This window comes from Salidesulfovibrio onnuriiensis (genome assembly GCF_008001235.1).
Lineage (GTDB): Bacteria > Desulfobacterota > Desulfovibrionia > Desulfovibrionales > Desulfovibrionaceae > Pseudodesulfovibrio > Pseudodesulfovibrio onnuriiensis.
Genome location: NZ_CP040751.1, coordinates 1924760 through 1945716 on the forward strand (window position 1 = coordinate 1924760; position 20957 = coordinate 1945716).

19 protein-coding genes are annotated in these 20957 nt (G+C 62.7%); 7 read left to right on the forward strand and 12 right to left on the reverse strand.

Annotation, left to right across the window (positions count from 1 at the left end; translation table 11 throughout):
- Positions 1-97 precede the first annotated feature (97 nt).
- The 5 genes from FGL65_RS08685 to FGL65_RS08705 form a co-directional block, all read right to left on the reverse strand.
- Positions 98-688, reverse strand: a complete 591-nt coding sequence (locus tag FGL65_RS08685) for a BON domain-containing protein (protein ID WP_187170601.1) — start codon at positions 686-688, stop codon at positions 98-100.
- 64 nt (positions 689-752) lie between these two features.
- On the reverse strand, positions 753-2393 hold the full coding sequence (locus FGL65_RS08690) for an ArnT family glycosyltransferase (RefSeq protein ID WP_147820827.1): 1641 nt from the start codon (positions 2391-2393) through the stop codon (positions 753-755).
- A gap of 1 nt (position 2394) precedes the next feature.
- Entirely contained in the window at positions 2395-3003 is a 609-nt protein-coding gene (locus FGL65_RS08695; protein ID WP_147820828.1) for a phosphatase PAP2 family protein, read from the reverse strand.
- A 42-nt stretch (positions 3004-3045) separates the two neighbouring features.
- Positions 3046-3198 carry a hypothetical protein gene (locus FGL65_RS08700; RefSeq protein WP_250645607.1) on the reverse strand — a complete coding sequence of 51 codons (153 nt, stop codon included), beginning with the start codon at positions 3196-3198 and terminating at the stop codon, positions 3046-3048.
- 143 nt (positions 3199-3341) lie between these two features.
- Positions 3342-5111 (reverse strand): motility associated factor glycosyltransferase family protein, encoded by a 1770-nt coding sequence (locus tag FGL65_RS08705; protein WP_147820829.1) that lies wholly within the window; start codon positions 5109-5111, stop codon positions 3342-3344.
- A gap of 137 nt (positions 5112-5248) precedes the next feature.
- Here FGL65_RS08705 and FGL65_RS08710 point away from each other — a divergent pair, with 137 nt between their 5' ends.
- Positions 5249-7528 carry a cysteine synthase gene (locus FGL65_RS08710; RefSeq protein ID WP_147820830.1) on the forward strand — a complete coding sequence of 760 codons (2280 nt, stop codon included), beginning with the start codon at positions 5249-5251 and terminating at the stop codon, positions 7526-7528.
- A 14-nt stretch (positions 7529-7542) separates the two neighbouring features.
- Complete coding sequence (locus tag FGL65_RS08715) at positions 7543-8097, forward strand: nitroreductase family protein (protein ID WP_222705810.1); 555 nt, start codon at positions 7543-7545, stop codon at positions 8095-8097.
- A 42-nt stretch (positions 8098-8139) separates the two neighbouring features.
- Here the strand turns inward: FGL65_RS08715 and FGL65_RS08720 are convergent, their stop codons facing one another.
- The 5 genes from FGL65_RS08720 to FGL65_RS08740 all read right to left on the reverse strand — a co-directional run bounded on the left by FGL65_RS08720 (position 8140) and on the right by FGL65_RS08740 (position 14056).
- Positions 8140-9198 (reverse strand): glycosyltransferase, encoded by a 1059-nt coding sequence (locus FGL65_RS08720; protein ID WP_147820831.1) that lies wholly within the window; start codon positions 9196-9198, stop codon positions 8140-8142.
- Positions 9199-9326: 128 nt separating this feature from the next.
- Positions 9327-10907, reverse strand: a complete 1581-nt coding sequence (locus tag FGL65_RS08725) for a sigma-54-dependent Fis family transcriptional regulator (protein ID WP_147820832.1) — start codon at positions 10905-10907, stop codon at positions 9327-9329.
- 16 nt (positions 10908-10923) lie between these two features.
- Entirely contained in the window at positions 10924-11523 is a 600-nt protein-coding gene (locus tag FGL65_RS08730) for an indolepyruvate oxidoreductase subunit beta (protein ID WP_147820833.1), read from the reverse strand.
- Positions 11524-13359, reverse strand: a complete 1836-nt coding sequence (iorA, locus tag FGL65_RS08735) for an indolepyruvate ferredoxin oxidoreductase subunit alpha (protein WP_147820834.1) — start codon at positions 13357-13359, stop codon at positions 11524-11526.
- A 19-nt stretch (positions 13360-13378) separates the two neighbouring features.
- A complete protein-coding gene (locus FGL65_RS08740; RefSeq protein WP_147820835.1) occupies positions 13379-14056 on the reverse strand; it encodes a hypothetical protein in 678 nt (225 codons plus the stop codon).
- A gap of 438 nt (positions 14057-14494) precedes the next feature.
- Here FGL65_RS08740 and FGL65_RS08745 point away from each other — a divergent pair, with 438 nt between their 5' ends.
- The 3 genes from FGL65_RS08745 to nadD all read left to right on the forward strand — a co-directional run bounded on the left by FGL65_RS08745 (position 14495) and on the right by nadD (position 17002).
- On the forward strand, positions 14495-15754 hold the full coding sequence (locus FGL65_RS08745; RefSeq protein WP_147820836.1) for a glutamate-5-semialdehyde dehydrogenase: 1260 nt from the start codon (positions 14495-14497) through the stop codon (positions 15752-15754).
- Positions 15755-15895: 141 nt separating this feature from the next.
- Positions 15896-16306, forward strand: a complete 411-nt coding sequence (locus FGL65_RS08750) for a hypothetical protein (RefSeq protein WP_147820837.1) — start codon at positions 15896-15898, stop codon at positions 16304-16306.
- A gap of 39 nt (positions 16307-16345) precedes the next feature.
- Entirely contained in the window at positions 16346-17002 is a 657-nt protein-coding gene (gene nadD, locus FGL65_RS08755) for a nicotinate (nicotinamide) nucleotide adenylyltransferase (RefSeq protein WP_147820838.1), read from the forward strand.
- A 146-nt stretch (positions 17003-17148) separates the two neighbouring features.
- Here nadD and FGL65_RS08760 read toward each other — a convergent pair whose 3' ends face one another.
- The gene (locus FGL65_RS08760) at positions 17149-18111 is read right to left on the reverse strand and encodes an HD-GYP domain-containing protein (RefSeq protein WP_147820839.1); all 963 of its coding nucleotides are present in this window, start codon (positions 18109-18111) and stop codon (positions 17149-17151) included.
- Positions 18112-18184: 73 nt separating this feature from the next.
- Positions 18185-19198 (reverse strand): glycosyltransferase family 9 protein, encoded by a 1014-nt coding sequence (locus FGL65_RS08765; RefSeq protein WP_147820840.1) that lies wholly within the window; start codon positions 19196-19198, stop codon positions 18185-18187.
- A 158-nt stretch (positions 19199-19356) separates the two neighbouring features.
- Between FGL65_RS08765 and FGL65_RS08770 the strand changes: the two genes are divergently transcribed.
- Positions 19357-20430 carry a hemolysin family protein gene (locus FGL65_RS08770; protein WP_147820841.1) on the forward strand — a complete coding sequence of 358 codons (1074 nt, stop codon included), beginning with the start codon at positions 19357-19359 and terminating at the stop codon, positions 20428-20430.
- Positions 20430-20861 (forward strand): cytochrome c maturation protein CcmE, encoded by a 432-nt coding sequence (locus FGL65_RS08775; RefSeq protein WP_147820842.1) that lies wholly within the window; start codon positions 20430-20432, stop codon positions 20859-20861. Before FGL65_RS08770 ends, FGL65_RS08775 begins: the two co-directional genes overlap by 1 nt.
- Positions 20862-20957 lie beyond the last annotated feature (96 nt).

Sequence of the window (20957 nt, forward strand, 5' to 3'; positions counted from 1 at the left end):
GGTTTCCATGAAACATGGAATCGTTCAATGGGACGATCTAAATATTATGGATCGTTAGGGGCGATTATGAACAATAAACAGGTGTTTGAACGCTTTGTCAACGGGCCACGACAACATAGTCGACAACCCGCTGGATGCCGGGCGTTGTCCGTGCGGTGTTCAGGGCGTGCCGCTTGAGCTCCGGGGTGGCCGCCGGGCCCATGACCACGGCGGTGCGCTGCACCACGGCGATGCGCAGTGGGCTTGTGCCCAGGGTCGTGTCTTTCTTGAAGCGTTGGGAGAGGGTGGTGGTGAGCTGCCGGTCGGTGGAGACATCGCTCAGGTCGGAGACGGGAAAGAAATGGGTGGTCAGGGATTTGATGCCCAGGACCGAACGGGCGATTTCCGTGGCGCGCTGGCCGTTGGGGCGATCCAGGACCTCGCCCACGAGGTAGACGTGTCCTCCGAAGGAATAGGGAGACAGCTCCGGGTATCCCTTGATGAGCAGGCGTTCATCCATGCGCCGTTCAATGACCGCGTCGGAGCAGGCCATGGGCTTGTTGAATTCCACTCGCTCCCGGGGGAGGTAATCGTCCGCCAGCATGGCCGCGTCGTATCCGGTCATGCCGTAGCCCGCCACCTGCACCACGGGGGCCGCGGCGCAGGCGCACAGGAAAAAGCTTAGGGCGATCATCAGAAAACGGAACATGTCACTCCGCATTGGTAGACAATGATAAACTCTTGAGAATGTCTAAACCGTCCCCTGCGTTTGGTCAATGCGCGGCCGGATTTTCCTTCACGACCAGCAGGTAGGTGCTGCCGGAAATCTCCTGGCTGTTGATGATCATGAGGTCTTCGGGCCGGTCCTTCCATTCTTCCCAGTGGTGCTTGCGGATGACCAGGACGACCTTGTCGTGTTCCTTCAGGAACTGGTCCAGTTCTGGCCAGCGTCCGGTTTCGAACAGCTGGTGCCCGGCATAGTAGGTGAAGATGCCCGGGTAGGTCTTGAAGGACATGGGGGCATAGCCCTTGTCCGCGAATGTTTTCAGCAGCTCGGCCTGCGGCCTGGGGCTCATTGCCGGGTCCAGGGACGGGGCCACCAGCAGGCCCACGGGGTAGAGCCATGCCGTGACCGTCAGGCAGAGGAGCAGCATGTTGGCCTTGGGGCCGGCATTGCGCTTCAGGTATAGGAGCGTTCCGGCCGCCAGCAGCACCAGGGAGGCGAGGGCGAGACCGCGCACCGGCGTCTGGAGCGGCGCCAGGTCCGCGCCCAGGAACAGGCCCGCACCCATCAGTGCGCAGAAGCTCGCCAGGATCACCCAGAGCCTGCGGCTGCGGCGCTCCAGGAGGTTCAGGAGCGGCTCGGCCATGAGCAGGGCCAGGGCCGGGAACATGGGTAGGATGTAGATGAGCACCTTGCCGCTCAGGCTGGAGAGCAGCACAAAGGTGCCCAGGAACAGGCACCAGAGGAATGAGCGCCTGCCGTTTTCCTGGCGGCGTTCCCGCAGGATGCCTTTCCAGAACCGGGCCGTTGCCAGTCCCTTCCAGGGCAGGGCGACCGGGAACAGGGTCCATGGCAGCCAGGCCAGGGGCAGGGCGATGAAATAGTATTGCAGGGATTCCCGGTGGTGGAAGGTGTTGGTGGCGCGCTGCACCACGTGCTTGCCGATGACCGTATCCAGCAGGAAGGACGGTCCCTGGTCCAGCATGACGCCCAGCACCCACAGGGTCAGCATCCCGAGCATGACGCCCAGCCCGGCCAGGAAGCGCAGGGTGAACAGCCGCCTGGGCTGCCCGCGCCACAGGCTCCAGAGCAGCAGGGTCATGACCGGGATGATGAAGCCAAGCGGCCCCTTGATCAGGGTGGCCAGTCCGGCCAGGGCGAATCCGGCCACGGGCCACGGCCCCTGCCTTTCGTTGGTCAGCGCCCGGAAAAAGCAGGCGCAGGCGCCGACAATGGCGGCGCTGAAGAGCAGATCCATCCGGGAATAGTGGAACAGGCCCACCAAAAAGAAGTTGGTCAGCAGGATGAGCACCGCGCCGAGGGATATATCCCTGTTGAAGCCCAGGGTGCGGGCCAGGGCGTAGGAGGCGTAGAGGAACAGCAGGCCGGACAGGGCCGCGCCCAGGAAGAATACGGTGGGCATATCCGCCGGGGTCAGTGTATCCAGCAGCCACAGGAACCAGAAATACACGGGCGGCTTGTCCGGGTAGGGCAGGCCGTTGAGGGAGAGCACCATCCAGTGGCCGTGTTGCGCCAGGTTCTGGTAGGCGTCGGCGTAGCGGACCTCGTCCGAGAACCACAGGGCGCGGTTGTTCAGGGTGAACCAGGTCTGGGCGGCCACGGTCAGGGCCGTGAACAGCCAGGGGTGGTTCTTGCAGATGTCCCAGATGCGGGTGCCGAGCGTATTCATGCTATTCCTTGGGAGCAAATGTGTTGATGGCGAAACCGGAAACCGAGCCCAGCAGCCAGCCGAAAAAGACGTCCGTGGGGTGGTGCCAGCCCAGGTAGACGCGGGAGAGGGCCACCAGGGCGATGACCATGCCTATGAGCAGGGAGAACAGGACCTGCCTGTTGCGCAGGGCGAAGGGCAGGGCCGCGCCCGTGATTTCCGTGGTGTGGCCCGAGGGCAGGGAGTGCATGGATCCGCTGTGGCTCATGGGCTGGAACAGGCCGTCGTATCCCGGCCGGGGCCTGCCGATGGTGGTCTTGAGAAAGCGCACGGCCATCAGGGCAATGACCAGCTGCACCACGATGTAGACCCCCACAAAGCGGGCCAGCTTCCTGTCTCGGGTGCGCCATGCCTTGAACAGCAGCGCCGCGTAGATGACATAGAAGGCCGCGTTTCCGAAGTCGGTGACGACCTGGAGGATGGGGGTCAGGACCGGGGCGTTTTCGCGGTAGGCCCTGAAGTATTCCGCCACCTCGGCCTCGCTGCCGAAGGAGAAGAACATCCAGGTCAGGGCCGCGACAAGGGGGGCCGAGGCCAGAATCCAGTGGAATATGGTGCGCTGTGTCTGCATTGCAATGCTTGTAGGCCGAAAGAGGGGCCGGGGCAAGGCGGTTTACTGGCCGTGGCCGTTCCCGTCGTAGTCGCCGAAAGTGTAGCGCTCCCATATGTCGCGGGATGCGCCCAGTTCCTTGAGGATTTCCCCCAGTTTTTTGCCCTCCTGCTTCCAGTACTTGTAGGTATGGTCGGCGCAGGCAAAGGGGATCACCAGGTCCCCTTTTCATTGAGGTAGGGTTTGTTGTCGTCCATGGAGGGGTGTTATTTCAGGAAACCCGGCGCAATTCAAGTTTTTCAAAAGAAAACCCCCGCCTGTCAGGGGCGGGGGCCATGTTTTTTCGTGTCCGGATCGTTTCAGGCCGCGGATTCCGCGACGTCCACCGCCACGCAGCGGTCCACTTCCCGGATTTTCTTGAGCACGTTCTTGGCGATGCGCTTGAACTCGCCCAGGTCCTTGGGTTCGTAGTGGTGCTTGGCGCGCGTCAGGCCCGCCATGTCGATGGATTCGTTGAACAGGTACGGGATGTACAGGGGTTCGCTTTTCACGAACAGCTCCACCTGCTCCAGGGTTTTGTGGATCTCGTTCTGGTTCTGGCCGACCTTCTTGAACAGCTTGGTCAGGCGTTTTTCCACGTTGCGCAGGGAGACGGTCCATTCATGGCTCATGGCTTTGATCAGGAGCCTGTTGCCGCTGGTGCGGCAGGCATGCAGGCGGCCCATGAAGGTATCCACGCTGCCCGGCGCCGAGGCCAGCAGCCCCTTGAGATGCGCCTGCTCCAGGTCCACCATGTGGGTGCCCTCGATGATTGCGCCGCCCCCGTAAAGGTTGAAAACGGCCAGGTTGGACTTTCTGATGTCGTCTTCCATTTCGCGTTTGGAGGCCAGGTACTGGACCGAGGAATAAATTTCCTCCCCATGCGCGTTGGTGAGTTTCTGGTGGTACCTGGGATTGAATTCCTTGATGACGCGGGAGGCGTGGTGTCCTTCCGAGTGGGTTCGCCCTCCGGACCATGCATAGTCCTGCCCCACCAATACAATGTGGCTGACCTGCAGCCAGCGCAGGAAGCGGGTCAGGGTCAGGCTGACGTTGCCGCCCGCGTCCAGAACCAGTTCCCGGCCCTGCATGACGAAGGTGCCCATGCCGCCCACGGTCCACAGGGGGATGGTGGGGCCGGGGTACCGCTTCACCAGTTCCGGGTTGCATTTGGTGGAGTAGATCAGGGGCACATCCTTGGCGAATTCCGGATCGAGCCGGTCATAGGTCTTGAGCATGCTGGCGTCGAAGTCGATGGCCAGGCAGAGGTCGGGCTTGAAGCCGTGTTTCTGCAGGATCGGCATGGTCTGCAGTGCGGTGGTGTACAGGGCGTAGCCCCGGTTTTCCAGGATTCGGGGGATGTACTCCGCCAGGGAAGGACCGGCGCCGAGGATGACGGCTCCCACGCCCTTGGCCGCGCCTTCCAGGGACAGCAGGCTGCCGTCGCCCATGGCGCGCTTGAAATTCTTGAGTTCGTTGCCCACCATGGTGTCCTGGCGGAAGCGCAGGGTGGCCAGCTCCACGGTGAAGTTTTCCAGCTTGTGTTTGACGATGCGGCTCCACTGTGCGTATTCCGGGCCGATCTGCTGGCTTGGAACGTCCAGGCGCAGGTGGATCTGGCCGTAGATGTACTGCAGGTCCAGGTTCTTGATCACCTGGTAGATGTAGTTCTCGTCCGGGACGCAGAAATGCAGTTTCTTGTTGACGATGAACGGTTCGTAGTCGGTCTGGCCCAGGCAGGCCATGAGCACGTCCGGACGCGGTTCCACCACGATGACCTTGTGGGAGTCCGGCGAGTTCATGAGCAGGTGGTTGAGCCCGTACCCCACGTTGCAGCCCACGATGATGCTGGCGCTGGTGTGGGCCTTTTCCCCGGGGATCCATTTTTCATAAAAACTGAAGGGCGGCATGGATTCGAACATGCCCTTGCCGTTGTCCAGCTTCCAGTCGATGATCTTCCACTTGTTCTCGAAAAGTCGCTCGTGCAGGGCCTGTTCGTCATATTTCTGGCTGGAGAGCCATGCGTAGAGGGGATGCCCTATTTTTTCAAATATTTCGAGGTTCTTTTTGAGGAAGGGGTAACCTGCCATTTCATGGTCCTTTCGTTGTGGGTGATCGGTTGTCGATCTGAAAATGCACTTTGTGTGCCAGTTGCAGAGAGCTGGAATATGCCCTAGTCTGCTGCAAGCTGAATCTCATAATTTCTCCACGATTCCAAGGAAATGCCATGAACAGCCGTCTTTTGGACCATATCGGCGACACCCCGCTGGTTGAAATCCGCAATCTATCTCCCAATCCCCACGTCAAGATTTTGGCCAAGCTCGAATCGTGCAATCCGGGCGGCTCCATCAAGGACCGGGTGGCCAAGGCCATGCTCGAGGCCGCCGAGGCCTCGGGCGAGCTGACGCCGGACAAGACCGTCATCGAGGCCACCAGCGGCAACACGGGCATCGGCCTGGCCATGGTCTGCGCGGTCAAGGGGTACCGGATCAAGCTGCTCATGTCCGAAAGCGCCAGCGAGGAGCGCAAGATGATCATGCGCGCCTACGGTGCGGAGATAGAGCTCACCCCCGGGCACATGGGCACGGACGGGGCCATTGAACTGGCCTACCGCCTGGCCCGTGAGGAGCCGGACAAGTATGTGCTCATGGACCAGTACAACAACCCGGCCTGCGTGGACGCCCACTACCACGGCACCGGTCTGGAGATATGGGAACAGACCGGCGGCCGGGTGACCCACGCGGTCTGCACCCTGGGCACCTCGGGCACGGCCATGGGCTGCGCCAAGCGGCTGCACGAGATGGGGCCCGTGCATGTGGCGGCCGTGGAACCGTACGCCGGGCACAAGATCCAGGGCCTCAAGAACATGCACGAGTCCTACCCCCCCGGAATTTACGACAAGACAATGCTCGACGAGATCCTGCACGTGGAGGACGAAGAGGCCTTCGACCTCTGCCGCAGGCTGGCCCGGGAAGAAGGCCTCTTCGTGGGCATGAGCTCGGGGGCCGCCATGGGCGGGGCGCTTCGGCTGGCCGCGACTCTGGACCGAGGGCTCATCGTGGTCATCCTGCCCGATGGCGGGGAACGATACCTGAGCACGCCGCTGTTCGCCTCCGGCCAGGAGCAGGGAGTGCGCGTGCATGACGTGGCAAGCGGCATGAAGGCTCTCAAGGCCTCCGGCGGGCTGGGGCTGTATACCATGGGACCGAGCCTGGACAACCCGGACGGGCTGGATTCCTGGCGGCGGGTGGTGCTGCTGGACGTCATGGCCCGGTACCTGGAGACCCGCGATATTTCCCACCATGCCGCGGCAGGGCTCGCGGACATGGACGACCGCACCCTGGCCGCGGCCCGAGACTCCGGCCGGAGCCGGGCCGATTACGTGGAGGCCACCCGAGCCGCCGTCATGGAGCGGGCCGCCCTGCTGGGCATCCATGAATCCATGGCTTGGCCCCTGGCCCAGGCCGGGCGAGAGACTGCATTCGAGCTCTGCCGCAAGCTGCTGGGCAAGGGTCTGGCCTATGAGAAGCTGCGCAGCGTGTATTTCGACGTGTTCCGCGATCCCCGTTACGGCGAGCTGGGCACCCAGGACATGGAAAAACTTTCGGCGGGCAAGACCGTGGATCTGGACGCCTACGTCAAGGACAACCCCCTGGACTTCACGCTGTTCAAGCGCGCCACCCTGCAGGATCTCAAGCTGGGCGACGTGCTGGAAACCGAGTGGGGCAATGTCCGGCCCTCCTGGTTCCTGCAGCATGCCGTGGCCGCCCTGGCCGGTTTGCCGCGCATCGATGTCTTTGTGGGCAGCGAGTCGCACCGCTTCCCGCACCTGGAGAACCTGCGGGCCATCTGGTCGGTCGCCGGCCGGGAGCCCCAGGCCTGGATGGTGGGCAAGCAGGTTGTCGCCGACAACGAAGCCGGCCTGGCCGAGGCGTTCGGTCAGGCGGAAAGCCCCCGTGCCGTCCGGTTCTGGCTTCTTTCCGGCTCCTACCGCAAGTCCCTGTCCGCCTCCCCGGAGAGCGTGGGCATGTGGGTGAGGAACTGGCGCAAGGTGCAGGAGGGAGCCGGGCTCCTGACTCTAGCCGTGGGCAACCGGGGGGAGGGCCTGTCCGAGGAGGTGGAGCAGGCCGTGTTCGATCTCAAGGCCGGGTTTATCGAGGCCATGGACAACGATGTTTCCCTGCACCACTTCTGGCCGGTGCTGTTCCGGTTCATCAAGCAGGTTAACGGCTGGTGCGCACGGGGCGGTCTGTCCGGTGTGGTGGCCCGCCAGTGCCTGGACCAGCTCCTGGCCGTGGACGAAGTGCTGGGCATCCTGGACCGCAGCCATTTGCCCGTGGTCTTTTCCGACCTGCCCGAGGAGGTGCAGCTCATGGTCGCGGACCGGCAAAAGGCCCGCGCCGCCAGGGATTACGCCGAGTCGGACCGCCTGCGCGACGCCATTGCCGCGCAGGGATTCCGTGTGGAGGACGCCGCATCCGGCCCCAGAGTCTTTCCCATCGACTGAAAGAGAGGTGAACCGTGAAATTGCTCGAACCCATTGTTTCCCGCCGCAGCATCCGCAAGTTCAAGGACGAACCCGTCACGGACGAGCAGGTGGAGTTGCTGCTTCGGGCCGCGCATCTTGCTCCGTCCGGGAGCAACACCCAGCCTTCGAACTATATTGTGGTGCGTTCCGAGGAAGTGCGCCGCAAGGTCATGGAAGTGTCGCACGAGCAGAAATGGATGATGCAGGCCCCGGTGTTTATCGTCTGCGTTGCCGACCTGGGCGTGCGCATCAAGGAGGGCGAACTGCCCGCAATTGACGAGGAGAGCCCGCTGCCCGAGTTGAAGCTCATCCTGCGCGACGCCACCATCGGCGTGGACCATCTGGTGCTTCAGGCCGCGCACATGGGGCTGGGTACCTGTTGGGTGGCCTGGTTCAAGAACGCGGATATCCGTCCGGTGCTGGGCATTCCGGACAACCAGTACGTGGTGGCCGTCATTCCCGTGGGCGTGCCGGATCAGTCTCCCAAGCCCAGGCCCCGAAAGGATTTCGACTCCATGGTCTACAAGGAGAAGTGGGGCGAACGTTAGAATCGAAAAAGGCTGCCGGGAGGCAGCCTTTTTTTGCGTCTTCTATTTGAATCCCTGCATCCAGTCCGCGAATTCCCGCGCCTGCTTGTCCAGGGAGAACGTTCTGACCGCATGCCCGTAGGCGGCCTGTTTCATGGCCAGAAGTTCTTCGTCCGGTTTCTGCAGCAGGTCCGCCAGTGCGTTTTCAAAGCCTTCAATGGGTGTTTCGGTGGAAACGAGTTGTCTTTGCATGTCCGGGGGCCAGATTTCCCTGGGCCCGCCCGCGTTGCGCGCCACGGGAACCAGACCGTTGGCCATGGCTTCCTGCAAAGCGATGCCCAACGCCTCGCAATAGGTGGGCAGTACGAAAATGTCGGCCCGGTCCAGCTGCTCCTGCACGTTGGTCACGAATCCCGTGAATTCCACCACGTCATCCAGCCCGAGTTCTGCGCTCTGCCTCCTGAGGTCCTCGGCGCTGCGGCCGGTGCCCACGATGACGCACCTGAAATCGAACCCGCGTTTTTTCAGCTTCGCTACGGCCTGGAGCAGGTCCGGATAGCCTTTTTCCACGTCAAGGCGGCTGGTGGCGATGATGGTGCGGGGAGAGCCCACACTCCGGGGAGGGACTGAAGCCGGTTGCGTTCCCGGAAAGATGGCCCGCACGTCGTATTGCCTGTAAACCGGAACCCGCTCCAGCAGCCTGTTGCGTACGAAGTCGCTGCAAGTAACGATATGCGGCTTGAGCAGGTGTTGGGTCAGTCTGGTCTTGCGGCGGTCGTCCACGTCCTTGGGCGCGCCTATGTGCTGCACGATGGGGATGCCCAGCATGCGGGCGGCAACGCCGGCGGTGCGTAGCTCCTTGGAAATGTTGCCCACCATGACGTCGGTCTTGTGGCGCAGGAAGAATCTGAGGAAATAGGCGATGGCGGCCGGATTGAAGTCGCACCCGAAGGAATACTCCTCGGCGTGGATTCCCAGGGAACGGGCCTTTTCCACCGCAGGAGCCAGACGCGCCACCAGGCTGGTGGTGTGCCCCTGTTTTTGGAGGCAATCGGCCATGTCCACGCACCAGGTCATGACGCCGCCCCAGAAGCGGATGGCATTGACAAAGGTTATGTTCATTCAGTTGTTCTCGGCTGTGGTTCGGACCGCATATGGCAAGTCCCCTTGGGAGAAACGGCCTGCCGCCGGGGTTGGTCCCGAGGCGGCAGGCCGTTGTTGTTTCGTCGGCATCCCTTTCCCGGGGTGCTTTATTCCATGAGCTTTTTCTTTCGCCGCGTCTTGTGCTGCGAAAAGCGCTTCACGTCAATGCCGTACTTTTTCACCTTGTAGTTGACGATGCGATAGGACACGCGCAGGTCGCGGGCGGACTGGAGCATGTTGCCGCCGGTCTGTTTCAGGGAGTCCACCAGCAGCTCCTGCTCGAACTTGGCCACGGCCTCGCCGAAGCTCAGGTTGGTGCCCGTGGCCGAGCTTTCCGCGGTCTGCAGCGTGGGCGGCAGATGGTAGGTGCGGACCACTTCCTCTTCGCAGACCAGCACGGCGCGTTCCACGCAGTTGCGCAGCTCGCGGACGTTGCCGGGCCAGTGGTACATGGTCAGCAGCTCGATGGCCGGGGTGGAAATCCGTTTGACTTCCTTGCTGTATTCGCGGGTGAATTCATCCAGGAAATGTTCGCACAGGGGCAGGATGTCCTCGCGGCGCTCCTTGAGCGGCGGGATGAACACCGGGAACACGTTGATACGGTAGTAGAGGTCCTCGCGGAACAGGCCCTTTTCCAGATGCTCTTCCAGGGGCTGGTGCGTGGCGCAGATGAGCCGCACGTCCACGGTGATGGTCTGTTCGGACCCCACGCGCTGGATTTCCTTTTCCTGGATGGCGCGCAGCACCTTGGCCTGGGCGTCCAGGGAAAGTTCGCCGATCTCGTCCAGGAACAGGGTGCCCTGGTCGGCCACCTCGAACAGACCGCGTTTGGTCTGGAACGCGCCCGTGAAGGCCCCTTTCTGGTGCCCGAACAGTTCGGACTCGATGAGTTCCGAGGGCAGGGCCGCGCAGTTGAGCTTGATGAGCGGCTTGTCCGCGCGCGGGCTGGTGGAATGGATGTATTCGGCCAGCAGCTCCTTGCCGGTGCCGGACTCGCCGCGCAGCAGCACGGTGGCGCGGCTGGGAGCCACCTGGCGGGCCTGGCGCAGGACCATGCGCATGGCCTTGGAGGCGGCCACGAAGTCCGAGGGGGGCGGCGCGTCGGCGCTCTGGGCGATGACGCCCTGGGCCAGCAGATGGTTCTGCATGGCCATCTCCTCCTGGAGCTGGGCCACCTGGTGGGCAATGAATCCGGCCACCACTTCCAGGAATCCCTGGTGCCCGAGCATGTCGTCCATGGGGATGAGCGGCACGTCCACGCTGAGTGCGCCGATGACGTCGGAGTCGCCCTTGGCCCGGCTGATGATGGGCACGCATATGAAGCCGAGCTTCTTGAGCTCGTCCTCGGAGCGGCCAAAGGCCTTGTTCAGGAACTCTGGGTCGTCCGACATGCGCGGGACAATGATGGGATCGCCCTTTTCGAACACGCGGCCGATGACCCCGCGGCCCGGGGAATAGGTCACCTCGTCGGCGGCGGCCGGACTGTAGGTTAGGGAGAGCTTCAGGTTTTCGGTCTTGGGATCCATGATGACCATGAAGGCGCGCACGTATCCCATGTCCTCGGCCAGGATCTTGAGCAGGGTGTTCAGGCTCTCCTCCAGGGGAACCTGTCTCGCCAGCTCTTTCTGGACCTGCTTGATCGTCGTCAGGTACGCGATATCCGGTGCGTCCTGCGTCTGTATCGCCATGTCTCTTCCGTTGTGTTTAGGCGCCGACCATGGCCGCGAAGCCGAGGTCCAGGGCCTTGAGGTTAACAGCGACGATCTTGGCCGGCATGTTGGCCTCGATGGTCGCTGCGATGGTATCCTTGCCCACCGGGACCGCGCCGGTTGCCACCAGCGCGCCGATGAGGGCGATGTTGCCCGCCTGGATTGCTCCCGCTTCCAGCCCCATTTCCTGGCAGGGCAGGAAGTGGGCCTTGTCCGTGCATTGGGCCACCCGGGCCTGCACTTCCTCGAGCTTCACGTTTTCCTGCTTGCCCATGGAAACGGACAGGGGCGGAAGGAATTCGGTGCTGGAGAGCACCAGCCCGCCCTTGCGCAGGTAGGGCAGGGCGCGCATGGTTTCCAGCGGTTCGAAGCCCATGAGGATGTCGGCTTCGCCATGCCCGATCTTGGGGCTCTGGCAGCCGATGAGCACCGTGGATTCGACCACGCCGCCGCGCTGGGCCATGCCGTGGATTTCGCCGGAGGTGACGGGCAGTCCCTCGGCCAGGACGGATTTCGCCAGCAGGGTGGTGGCGGTCAGGGTGCCCTGGCCGCCGACGCCGGTCATGATTATGCGGATGGGGGTGATGTCGCTCATTTAGCTGCCCCTTTTCTTGGACTTGATGTGTGCGCATACCTGCAGGCAGAGCATGCAGCCGTTACACAGGATCGGGTTGATGGCGGCCTTGTCGCCGTCCTTGTAGAAGGCCGGGCAGGCCAGCTTGTCCAGACATTCGGCGCGGCCGGTGCAGGAATCCGCCACATAGGCCACCATGGGGGCGACCTTCTTGTAGACGCGGCGGGCGTGCAGCGGGCACGGTTCGCGGGCGATGAGCACGCGGACCCCGCTCATTTCCTTGAGTTCCTCCAAGGCGGCCATGGTCTTCTTCTGGTTCAGCGGGTTGACCTGGCGGATCTCGGGAACGCCCAGGCCCTCACAGACCTTGGCGATGTCCAGACGGTGCTCGTTGTCTCCCAGCACCGTCTTTTCCACGCCCGGGTGCGGCTGGTGGCCGGTCATTGCCGTGGTGTGGTTGTCCAGGATCACCAGTAGGATGTCGTGGTTGTTGAACACCGCGCTCGCCAGCCCGGTGAGTCCGGAATGGAAGAACGTGGAGTCGCCGATAAAGGCCACCACGGGCTTGTCCTGGGCCACGGAAGCGCCGCAGCCGGCGGAGATGGAAGACCCCATGCACAGGATGAAGTCGGCCATGGACAGGGGCGGCAGCAGCCCGAGGGTGTAGCAGCCGATGTCCGAGGAATACAGGGCGTCGTCGCCGAAGACCTTGCGGGCGGCGAAGTAGGTGGCCCGGTGCGGGCAGCCCGCACAGAGGTTCGGCGGACGCTGCGGCAGTTCCGCGGGGGCGCAGGAATCGCACTGGGGCGCATTCTGGCCCGTCAGGGAGCGCAGGACGTCAGCCACCATGGTCACGGAGAATTCGCCGTTCTTGGGCAGCAGATCCTTGCCCAGGATCTCGATGTCGATCTTTTCCTTCTGGGCCAGGACACGCAGGTCGTTTTCGAGGATCGGCTCCAGCTCTTCGATGACGATGACCTTCTTGAGGCCCTTCATGAAGTTCCTGGCCATGGTTTCGGGCAGGGGATGGGTGAAGCCCAGCTCCATGATCCTGAAAGTGTTTTCCAGGCCGGATTCCCTGAGGGCGTCGGCCAGGTAGGCGCGGCTGATGCCGGTGGCGGCAATGCCGATCTCGCCGTCGCCGTGGACCTTGTTGTAGGGAGATTTTTCCGAGGCTTCCTTGAGCTCCTCCAGCTTGCCCAGAAGGCGTTCGTGCATGGTGCGGGCAAAGGCCGGGATGGGCACGAAGCGGGGAGGATTGCGGGTGAAGCCCTGGGACTTGGCCGGGGCCTGGGCTGGACCGAAGTCCACCGGGCCGCGCAGGTGGTTCACGCGGGTGGTGGTGCGCAGCATGAACGGCTGTTCCAGTTCCTTGGAGAGCCGCAGGCCGTCGCGGGTCATGTCCTTGGCTTCCTGGGCCGTGCAGGGCTCCAGCACCGGGTATCCGGCCAGGCGCGCGTAGTAGCGGTTGTCCTGCTCGTTCTGGCTGGAGTGGCAGCCCGGGTCGTCGGCGGAAAGCAGCATGAATCCGCCGGGGGTGCCAGTGTACGCCAGGGTCATGAGCGGGTCGGCGGCCACGTTGACCCCCACGTGCTTCATGGTCGTCAGGGTCATTGCGCCGGACAGGGTCGCGCCGCCGCCCACTTCCAGGGCGACCTTTTCGTTGGCGGTGTACTCGAAGAAGTACCCGCCTTCCGGGGAGAGACGGTAGAACGTGTCGGGGACCTCGGACGAAGGCGTGCCGGGATAGCAGGTCACCACCTGGATGCCTGCCTCCACCGCGCCTCGGACAATGGCTTCATTGCCCAGCAGCAGGTGCGTGGCGCCGCCGTCCGCGGAAAGAAGAGGATTGGCCATGGCTGTCTCCCTTGAGGGGTTATTTGTTCTTCAACTCGTTCAGTTTGAAATCGACGAACTGCTTGTCGGAAGAGCCGGTTTCCTGCAGCTTTTCCAGGGTCGCGATGGCGGTGGCGGTGTCGCCCGCCTGCTCGGCGGCAACGGCCAGCTGGCGGTTGACCGGGATCATGATGGAAACGATGTCCTTGCCGTCTTCGGACTGCTTGTCCAGGGCGGCGGACATGTCCTTGAGAATGACGACGGCGTCGGCGGGCTTGCCTGCGAGCATCAGGGCCTTGGACTGCCCCAGCTTGGCCACCATGCGGTTTTCCGCGTCCACGTCATTGCTCAGCTGCTCGTAGTATTGGGCGGCCTTGTCGTACTGCTTTTCCTCGAGGCACAGGGCGGCCAGTTCGAAGAGCACGGCTTTTTCCACGGAGGAGGGGGCGGATTTCGCCAGCTCTTCCAGCTTCGCGATCCTTTCGGTTCCCGTGAGCGTCTGGAGGATGGTGCTCAGCTCCGCCCGGGCCTGGGTCTGTGCGTTGGCATTGTACCAGCGGACACCGGACCAGATTGCGACAACGGCCAGAACAGCCGCCATGGCGAGAATGATCTGGTTCTTGTACTTGAGGGTCGTCTCGAATGCGGGCTTGAGCCCTTCAGGCATGTGCTGTTCGAGTTCGTTGGGGGTGGACTGGGTGGGGTTTTGCTGGACCATTGAAGGGCTTCCTCCATGTGGATGTATTCTGATGAATTACCTTTGAAATATAGGCCCGCCAGCCTTCCGGCGGGACAAACGTGGTTGATAAGCAAAATTGTAAAAAAGGTCAAAGTCAAAATCCCGATTCATGACGATTTCATGGGAAAAGCGGGGATGTTGACGGATCTTTTTAGCAGTGGAATGACAAAAAAGGCAAATTCCTTTTTTGTGGGTCCGGCCCGAATGCCCTGCCCGCGTCTGACGTCAGGTTAAGCCGAGATCGGAGACGTTTTGAATAAATGACGTTTTGCTGCGGTATCGGGAGAATTATTGATTGATAAAAATGAAATGCACCGAAGAATCGTTTTTGTTGACCAGAAAAGGATCTGGCGAGTATACATGAAAGTTCGCGTCATTATTACAATTTGAAACATATCCAGTCGCAAGGAGTCGTATATGGGCATTCGGGAGCAGATGATCGACATGGGCAGGCGGGCCAAGGAAGCGGCCCGCAAGCTTTCCGCAGCCTCGGGCGTGGCCAAGCAGCAGGCCCTGCTCAATCTGGCCGATCTGCTGGAAAGCCGGTCCGGGGATATCTTCGAGGCCAACCGCAGGGACCTGGAGGCTGCGGATTCCGCCGGGCTGGACAAGGCCAAGACCCAGAGGCTGACCATTACCGAAAAGGTGCTGGCCTCCATGGTCCAGGGCTGCCGCGACGTGGCGGCCATGTCCGACCCCATCGGCGAGATCGAGTCCATGGCCAAGCGGCCCAACGGCATGCTGGTGGGACGCATGCGCGTCCCGCTCGGCGTGGTGGCCATGATCTACGAATCCCGGCCCAACGCCACCATCGACGCGGGCATTCTCTGCCTCAAGGCGGGCAACGCCACCATTTTGCGCGGCGGCAAGGAGGCCTTCCATTCCAATGCGGCCCTGGCCGGGCTCATGCACGAGGCCATGGAATCCGCCGGCCTGCCGCGCGACGCCGTGCAGGTGCCGCCCACCACGGACCGCGAGGCCGTGGCCGAGATGCTCAAGCTGGACGAATATATCGACGTGGTCATTCCCCGGGGCGGGGAAGGGCTGATCCGCGCCGTGACCCAACAGGCGTCCATGCCCGTGCTCAAGCACTACAAGGGCGTCTGCCACATCTTTGCGGACGATTCCTGCGATGTGGAACGGGCCCTGCCCATCATTGAAAACGCCAAGATGCAGTATCCCAGCGGGTGCAACGCCCTGGAGTGCCTGCTGGTGCACCGGGACGTTGCACCCGAACTGCTGCCCCGGGTTGCCGAGCGCATCGGCCCCAAGGGTGTCGGCTTCCGGGCCTGCCCCGAGGCCCTGCCGCTGCTGGGTGAATACGCCCAGGCGGCCACGGACGAGGACTGGGGCTTCGAATTCCTGGACCTGATCCTGGCCGTGCGCGTGGTGGCCGACATGGACGAGGCCATGGACTTCATCGCCCGATACGGCTCCAACCACACCGAATCGATTCTCACGGAAAGCCACGAGCGGGCCATGCGTTTCATCCGCGAGGTGGATGCCTCCCTGGTGGTGGCCAACGCCACCACGCGGTTCAACGACGGCGCGCAGCTCGGCCTGGGGGCCGAGATAGGCATTTCCACCTCCAAGCTGCATGCCTATGGTCCCATGGGCATCAAGGAACTGACCTCGGCCAAGTTCGTGCTGCTGGGGGATTGGCAGATCCGGGAATAGCCAGCCGCATGAGTTCGAGCATCAGGGCATCCCGACGGGGTGCCCTTTTTTGTGCGCCGGTTGCCTCTGTCCTCCTTCTGGCGTACAACGAATCCCGGCGAATATCCTGTTGCATCGGAAAACAGAATCTGGAGTGATTTCATGCAGGAAGCTCTCAAGGAATTCATGGATGGCTGGGCCGACAACGGCAGCGGCGCCAAGGAAGTCTTCACCACCCTCAAGGCCCATCTCGAAGGGCTGGACGGCGTCCGGTTCGAGTTCAACGCCCGGCCGGGCGTGACCTATTCCCTGCGCGCCAGGCACGAGAACCAGGAAAAGCGCCCCCTGTTCGCCATGGTGGACGTCATTGACGACGATCCCAGCGACCGTTGGCTATCCGTTTGTTTTTACGGGGAATTGATTAACGACCCCGATGAGCTGGGCGATTTCGTTCCCGAAGGACTGCTGGGCGAGGACGCGGCCTGTTTTGACCTGGAGGAGAACGACGCTCCCCTGGTGGCCTACGTCAAGGATCGGCTCAGCGAGGCTTGCGCCAATGCCGCAAAAGGATAATATTGCAAGGGTCGAAAGATCCTGCAACCGGGAGGCGGCATGAAGATCGGACTGTTGGGCGGCAGCTTCAACCCCATCCATACCGGCCATGTGCGCATGGCCATCGAGGTGCGCGAGCGGCTGGAGCTGGACCGGGTGGAGCTCATCCCGGCCAAACAGCCGCCCCACAAGTCCGCGCAGGACATACTGCCCTTTGACCTGCGCATGTCCATGGTCGAGGTCGCCATTGCGGGCATCCCGGGGCTCGGGGTCAATCCCATCGAAGGGGAGCGCCCCGGTCCCTCCTTCACCTGCGACACCCTGACCTGCTACCGAACCGAAAAGCCGCAGGCGGAGCTCTTCTTCATCATGGGCGCGGGCACCTTTCTGGAGCTGGAGAACTGGCAGCGGGGCATGGAGATCCCGGACCTGGCCAACCTGGCCGTGGTCACCCGCTGGACCGCGGCGGAGCGCGTGGCCGGTTTCATCCGCGACCATTGGCCACAGGCCGAGGAACTGGGCGGCGACCAGTGGCGGTTCCCGTCCGGCAGAATGCTCTACCGGCTGGATATCCCCCGATTGGACATCAAGGCAGGGGAGATCCGCTACCGCTGGAAGGAGCGCCGCGACCTGACCCTGCTGGTGCCGGATGCGGTCCGCGCCGTGCTGGATGAAAGGGAAACCGAGATCGTCCAATATTGGGGCGAGCGAATTTAATTCTCTTTCTTGGCGTTTTTGAGGTCGGTCCGTAAGGATTGGATGCCGAGCGCTGAAGTCAGCCGGCGCCGAAGCCTGCCATGCAACACGAGAAGGTCAGGCTTTCGCGCGGCAACAACGCAAACGTTCCTTTCGATCTGTCTCGACTATAAATCCGCGATATTGGCGTCGGAGAGCACGTTGACCAGGCGCATGAACGCGTCGCGGTTGTAGAGCCCCTTGTCGTCGCGAATGGCCTTGAGGGCCTCGAACGGCGTATAGGCCGAGCGGTAGTGCTGCTTGCGCGTCAGGCGGTCGTAGTGGTCGCACAGGCTGACGATGCGGGCGTAGAAGGGCATGTCCTCGCCCTTGAGTCTGCCGGGAAAGCCCTTGCCGTCCTCCCTTTCGTGATGAAAGAGCACGCAGTGGATGCCTTCCGGCGGCAGGGGGATGCCCGCGCAGGCCTGCACCCCCAGGATCGGGTGGGTGTCCCACTTCTGTTTTTCCCCGTACTTCATGAGGGTCGGGTCCATCTTGAGCAGCTCCGGATCGAGCTTGAGCTTGCCGTAGTCGTGGAGCATGGCGCCCGCGCCGCATTCGGCCAGCAGGTCCTCCCCGCCCTCGAAGCTGAGCAGTACGCTGGCCGTGAGCACCGTGGTGCCCAGGCCGTGGTGGTAGATGTCGTAGCCGTCGGCGATGAGTTTGGAAAGCTCACGCAGTCCCTCGGGGCTTTTGAAGATGGACGCGCTTTCGGTGATGAATTTTTCGAAGCGGTCGTAATGCTTCTTGAGCATGGAGGGCGGCAGTTTTTTCTCGAACAGGTCCCGGCCCACGGAACTGGCCGACCGGGTCCAGGCCTCGGCCCGGGCATGGATGGGAATGGAGCTGTCCGCCAGCACGCGGGCGATGTGCCGCTCCACGTAGGCGTTGAGCTCTTCCTCCTCCTCCCTGCTCACGTACAGGGTGGTGATGTCCTGCAGCTCCAGCCGGAGCTGGTGCTCGGGCGAGAACTGCTCTCCCGAGATCGAGTACAGCACGTAGGTGTCGTCCTGCTTCAGGTAGGTCACGAAGTTGGCCTTGGTGTTCGGCAGGATGATCCGCGTGGGAACCGGAATGTAAAGTTCAGACATCGGCTTGCTCCGTAGTTGGCGGTGCACACGCTTCAGCTTTGCAAATTCTATGCTCGGGTCGCCTGGGCGGACATTATACTTTGAGGATGGTTCGTATCGCCCCCATGGCCGCTTCCGGGCTGATGGACGCCAGGCATTCCAGGCCGGAAGCGCAGCCCGCGCCGCCGTGCAGGGAGCAGGGGCGGCAGTCCATCTTGCGTTCCAGCACGATGTCCTCGGCCCCCGCGGGGAAAAAACCCCAGGCCCGCGCCGTGGGGCCGAACAGGCCCACCACCGGGGTGCCCACGCCCGAGGCCAGGTGCATGGGGCCCGAGTCGTTGGTGACCATGACGTCGGCCTCGGCCAGCAGGGCGCATGTCTCGCGTAGGGAGGTCTCGTTGGTGAGGTCCTGCTGCCGGGCGATGAACGGGGCCTGCGCCCGGCCCACAACGAACCAGTCGATATTTGCCCGGTCCAGCAGCTCGATGAGTCTGCGCCAGTGGTCTTCGGGCCATTGCTTGGACGGGTGCGTGGCATAGGGGTGCAGCGCCACCAGGGCCCCGTTGCGGCGCAGGGGCTCCAACCGGGCGCGCGCCGCATCCAGTTCCCCGTCCCGCATTGCGATGACGGGCAGCAGCCGGTCCGCCGGGGGCGGCGGGGTATCCAGGGTCATGGCGTAGCGCTGCGGCACGTTGGTCCGCTCCAGGCGCTTGCGGTATCTTTCGGCCCGGGTGCGGCTGAACATGCGGCGTTCCAGCCCGAACTTGGGGTAGCGCCGGACCTTGCCGCGCCAGCGCAGGGAAAGGATGCGCGAGCGCAGGGTGCCGTGCAGGTCGAAAAGGGGCATGGAGCCGATGCGTTCGGCCAGCTCGCCGCAATGCCGGAACCAGGCCCCGAAGGATTTCAGGGCGTCTTCGTCCACGGTGACGATCTCGTCCACGGCCGGATGGTTTTCCAGGGCCGGGGCCGAGGCTTCGCGGGTGATGAAGGTGAAGCGCATGTCCCGGGAGCGCCGCCAGTGGTCTAGGACGCCGGTGGTCAGCACCACGTCGCCCAGGTGGCCGAGGCGGAACACCGCCGCAGGATTGGTTTTTTTGTGTTCAGGCATGTTCACGCTGTTCCGTGTTGTAAATTGCTGTCCAAGTGTGCCGGAAACCTCCCGCAAGTCAAGCCCCTTACGTGTTGCGGTGCGGGTATGCTTCTGGTAGGTTGGCCGGACATATGAACGACTTCCTTCCGGTTGTTGCGAGGTAGCGAACACAATCCATGTTAGAACTTATACTGGCCGTCGGCTTGGCGGTACTTGTCTCCACTTTCTGTTCCCTTGCCGAGGCGGCGCTGTATTCCCTGCCCGCCAGCAAGATTGAAAGGATCAAGAAGCGCAGCAAACGCGCCGGCGCGGCGCTGGAAAAGCTGCGCAGGAATGTGGAAGAGCCCATTACGGCGATCCTGACACTGAACACCGTTGCCCACACCGCGGGGGCCGCCGTGGCTGGCTGGGCCTGGGCCGAGCTCTACGGCGAGAACACCCTGTGGATGTTCACGGTTGTCTTTACCTTAATCATACTTATTATCTCTGAAATATTGCCCAAGACCGTGGGGGTGGTCTACAACGAGCAGATCGCTCCGCCCCTGTCTCCGGTGCTGCGCTGGCTGGTCTGGCTCTTCAAGCCGGCGGTGGTGGCCCTCGGGTTCCTGGGCAGGCTGATCCGCGGGAAACGCAGCGGGCCCGAGCACAGCGAGGCCGACATTATGGCCATCGCCAGCCTGACCCGGCGTTCCGGGATCATCAAGCCCTACGAGGAGCAGTCCATCAAGAACATCCTGCTCCTGGACAACAAGACCGTGGACGAGATCATGACCCCGAGAACCGTGGTCTTTTCCCTGCCCGCGGACATGACCGTGGCCGAGGCGCGCGAGTGCCACGCCACCTGGCCGCACAGCCGCATCCCGGTCTATGGCGACGATCCCGAGGATATCGTGGGTATCGCATACCGGCGGCAGGTCTTCGAGGCCCTTGCCGACGACCGGGACGACCTCAAGCTCTCCGATCTCATGCGGCCGGTGCGTTTCGTGCTTGAAAGCCTGACCCTGGACAGGGTGCTGGTCAAGTTCCTGGGCAGCCGCACGCACATGTTCGTGGTGCTCGACGAGTACGGCGGCGTGGCCGGGGTGGTCACCCTGGAGGACGTGCTGGAGGAGATCCTGGGCAGCGAAATTGTGGACGAGACCGACCAGGTGGTGGACATGCGCGAGCTGGCCCGGTCCCAGCGGGACGAGCTGGTCAGGGAACGGAAACTGAAGGCCGGGATTCCCCTGGATCCCGACAAGGAAGAATAATGGCGAAGAAATCCAACAAGGGCGTTTATATCGTTGCCATGCTGCTCTTTCTGGGCGGCCTGGGCTACCTGATCGTTTCCGGCCTGTCCGAGGACAGCACCTATTTCCTGAACGTGTCCGAGGCCCTGGCCCTTGAGGAAGGGCAGTTCAACAAGGCCCGCCTGTTCGGCAAGGTCTCGCCCCGGCACCTGGAGCGCGCTCCGGGCTCCCTGGGCGCGGACTTCGACCTCGTGGACAAGGTGGACGGCGTCAATGTGCTCCGCGTTTCCTACAGGGGGGCCGTGCCCGACACCTTCAAGGAGAACGTGGAGGTTATCGTGGAAGGACGCTATGATCCCGCGCGCAACGTGTTCGTGGCCAAGAGCCTGGTGACCAAGTGCCCCTCCAAGTACCGCGAGCAGAGCGAGGCCATGGATCGGGAAAAAGGCTAGCAAAAAGGTGTGAAATTTATTTCACATGTTTGCGGCGTGAAACGGACCCGAACTAGAACGCCGATTCCAAGGTAACCCATCCGTCGCCGACGGTTT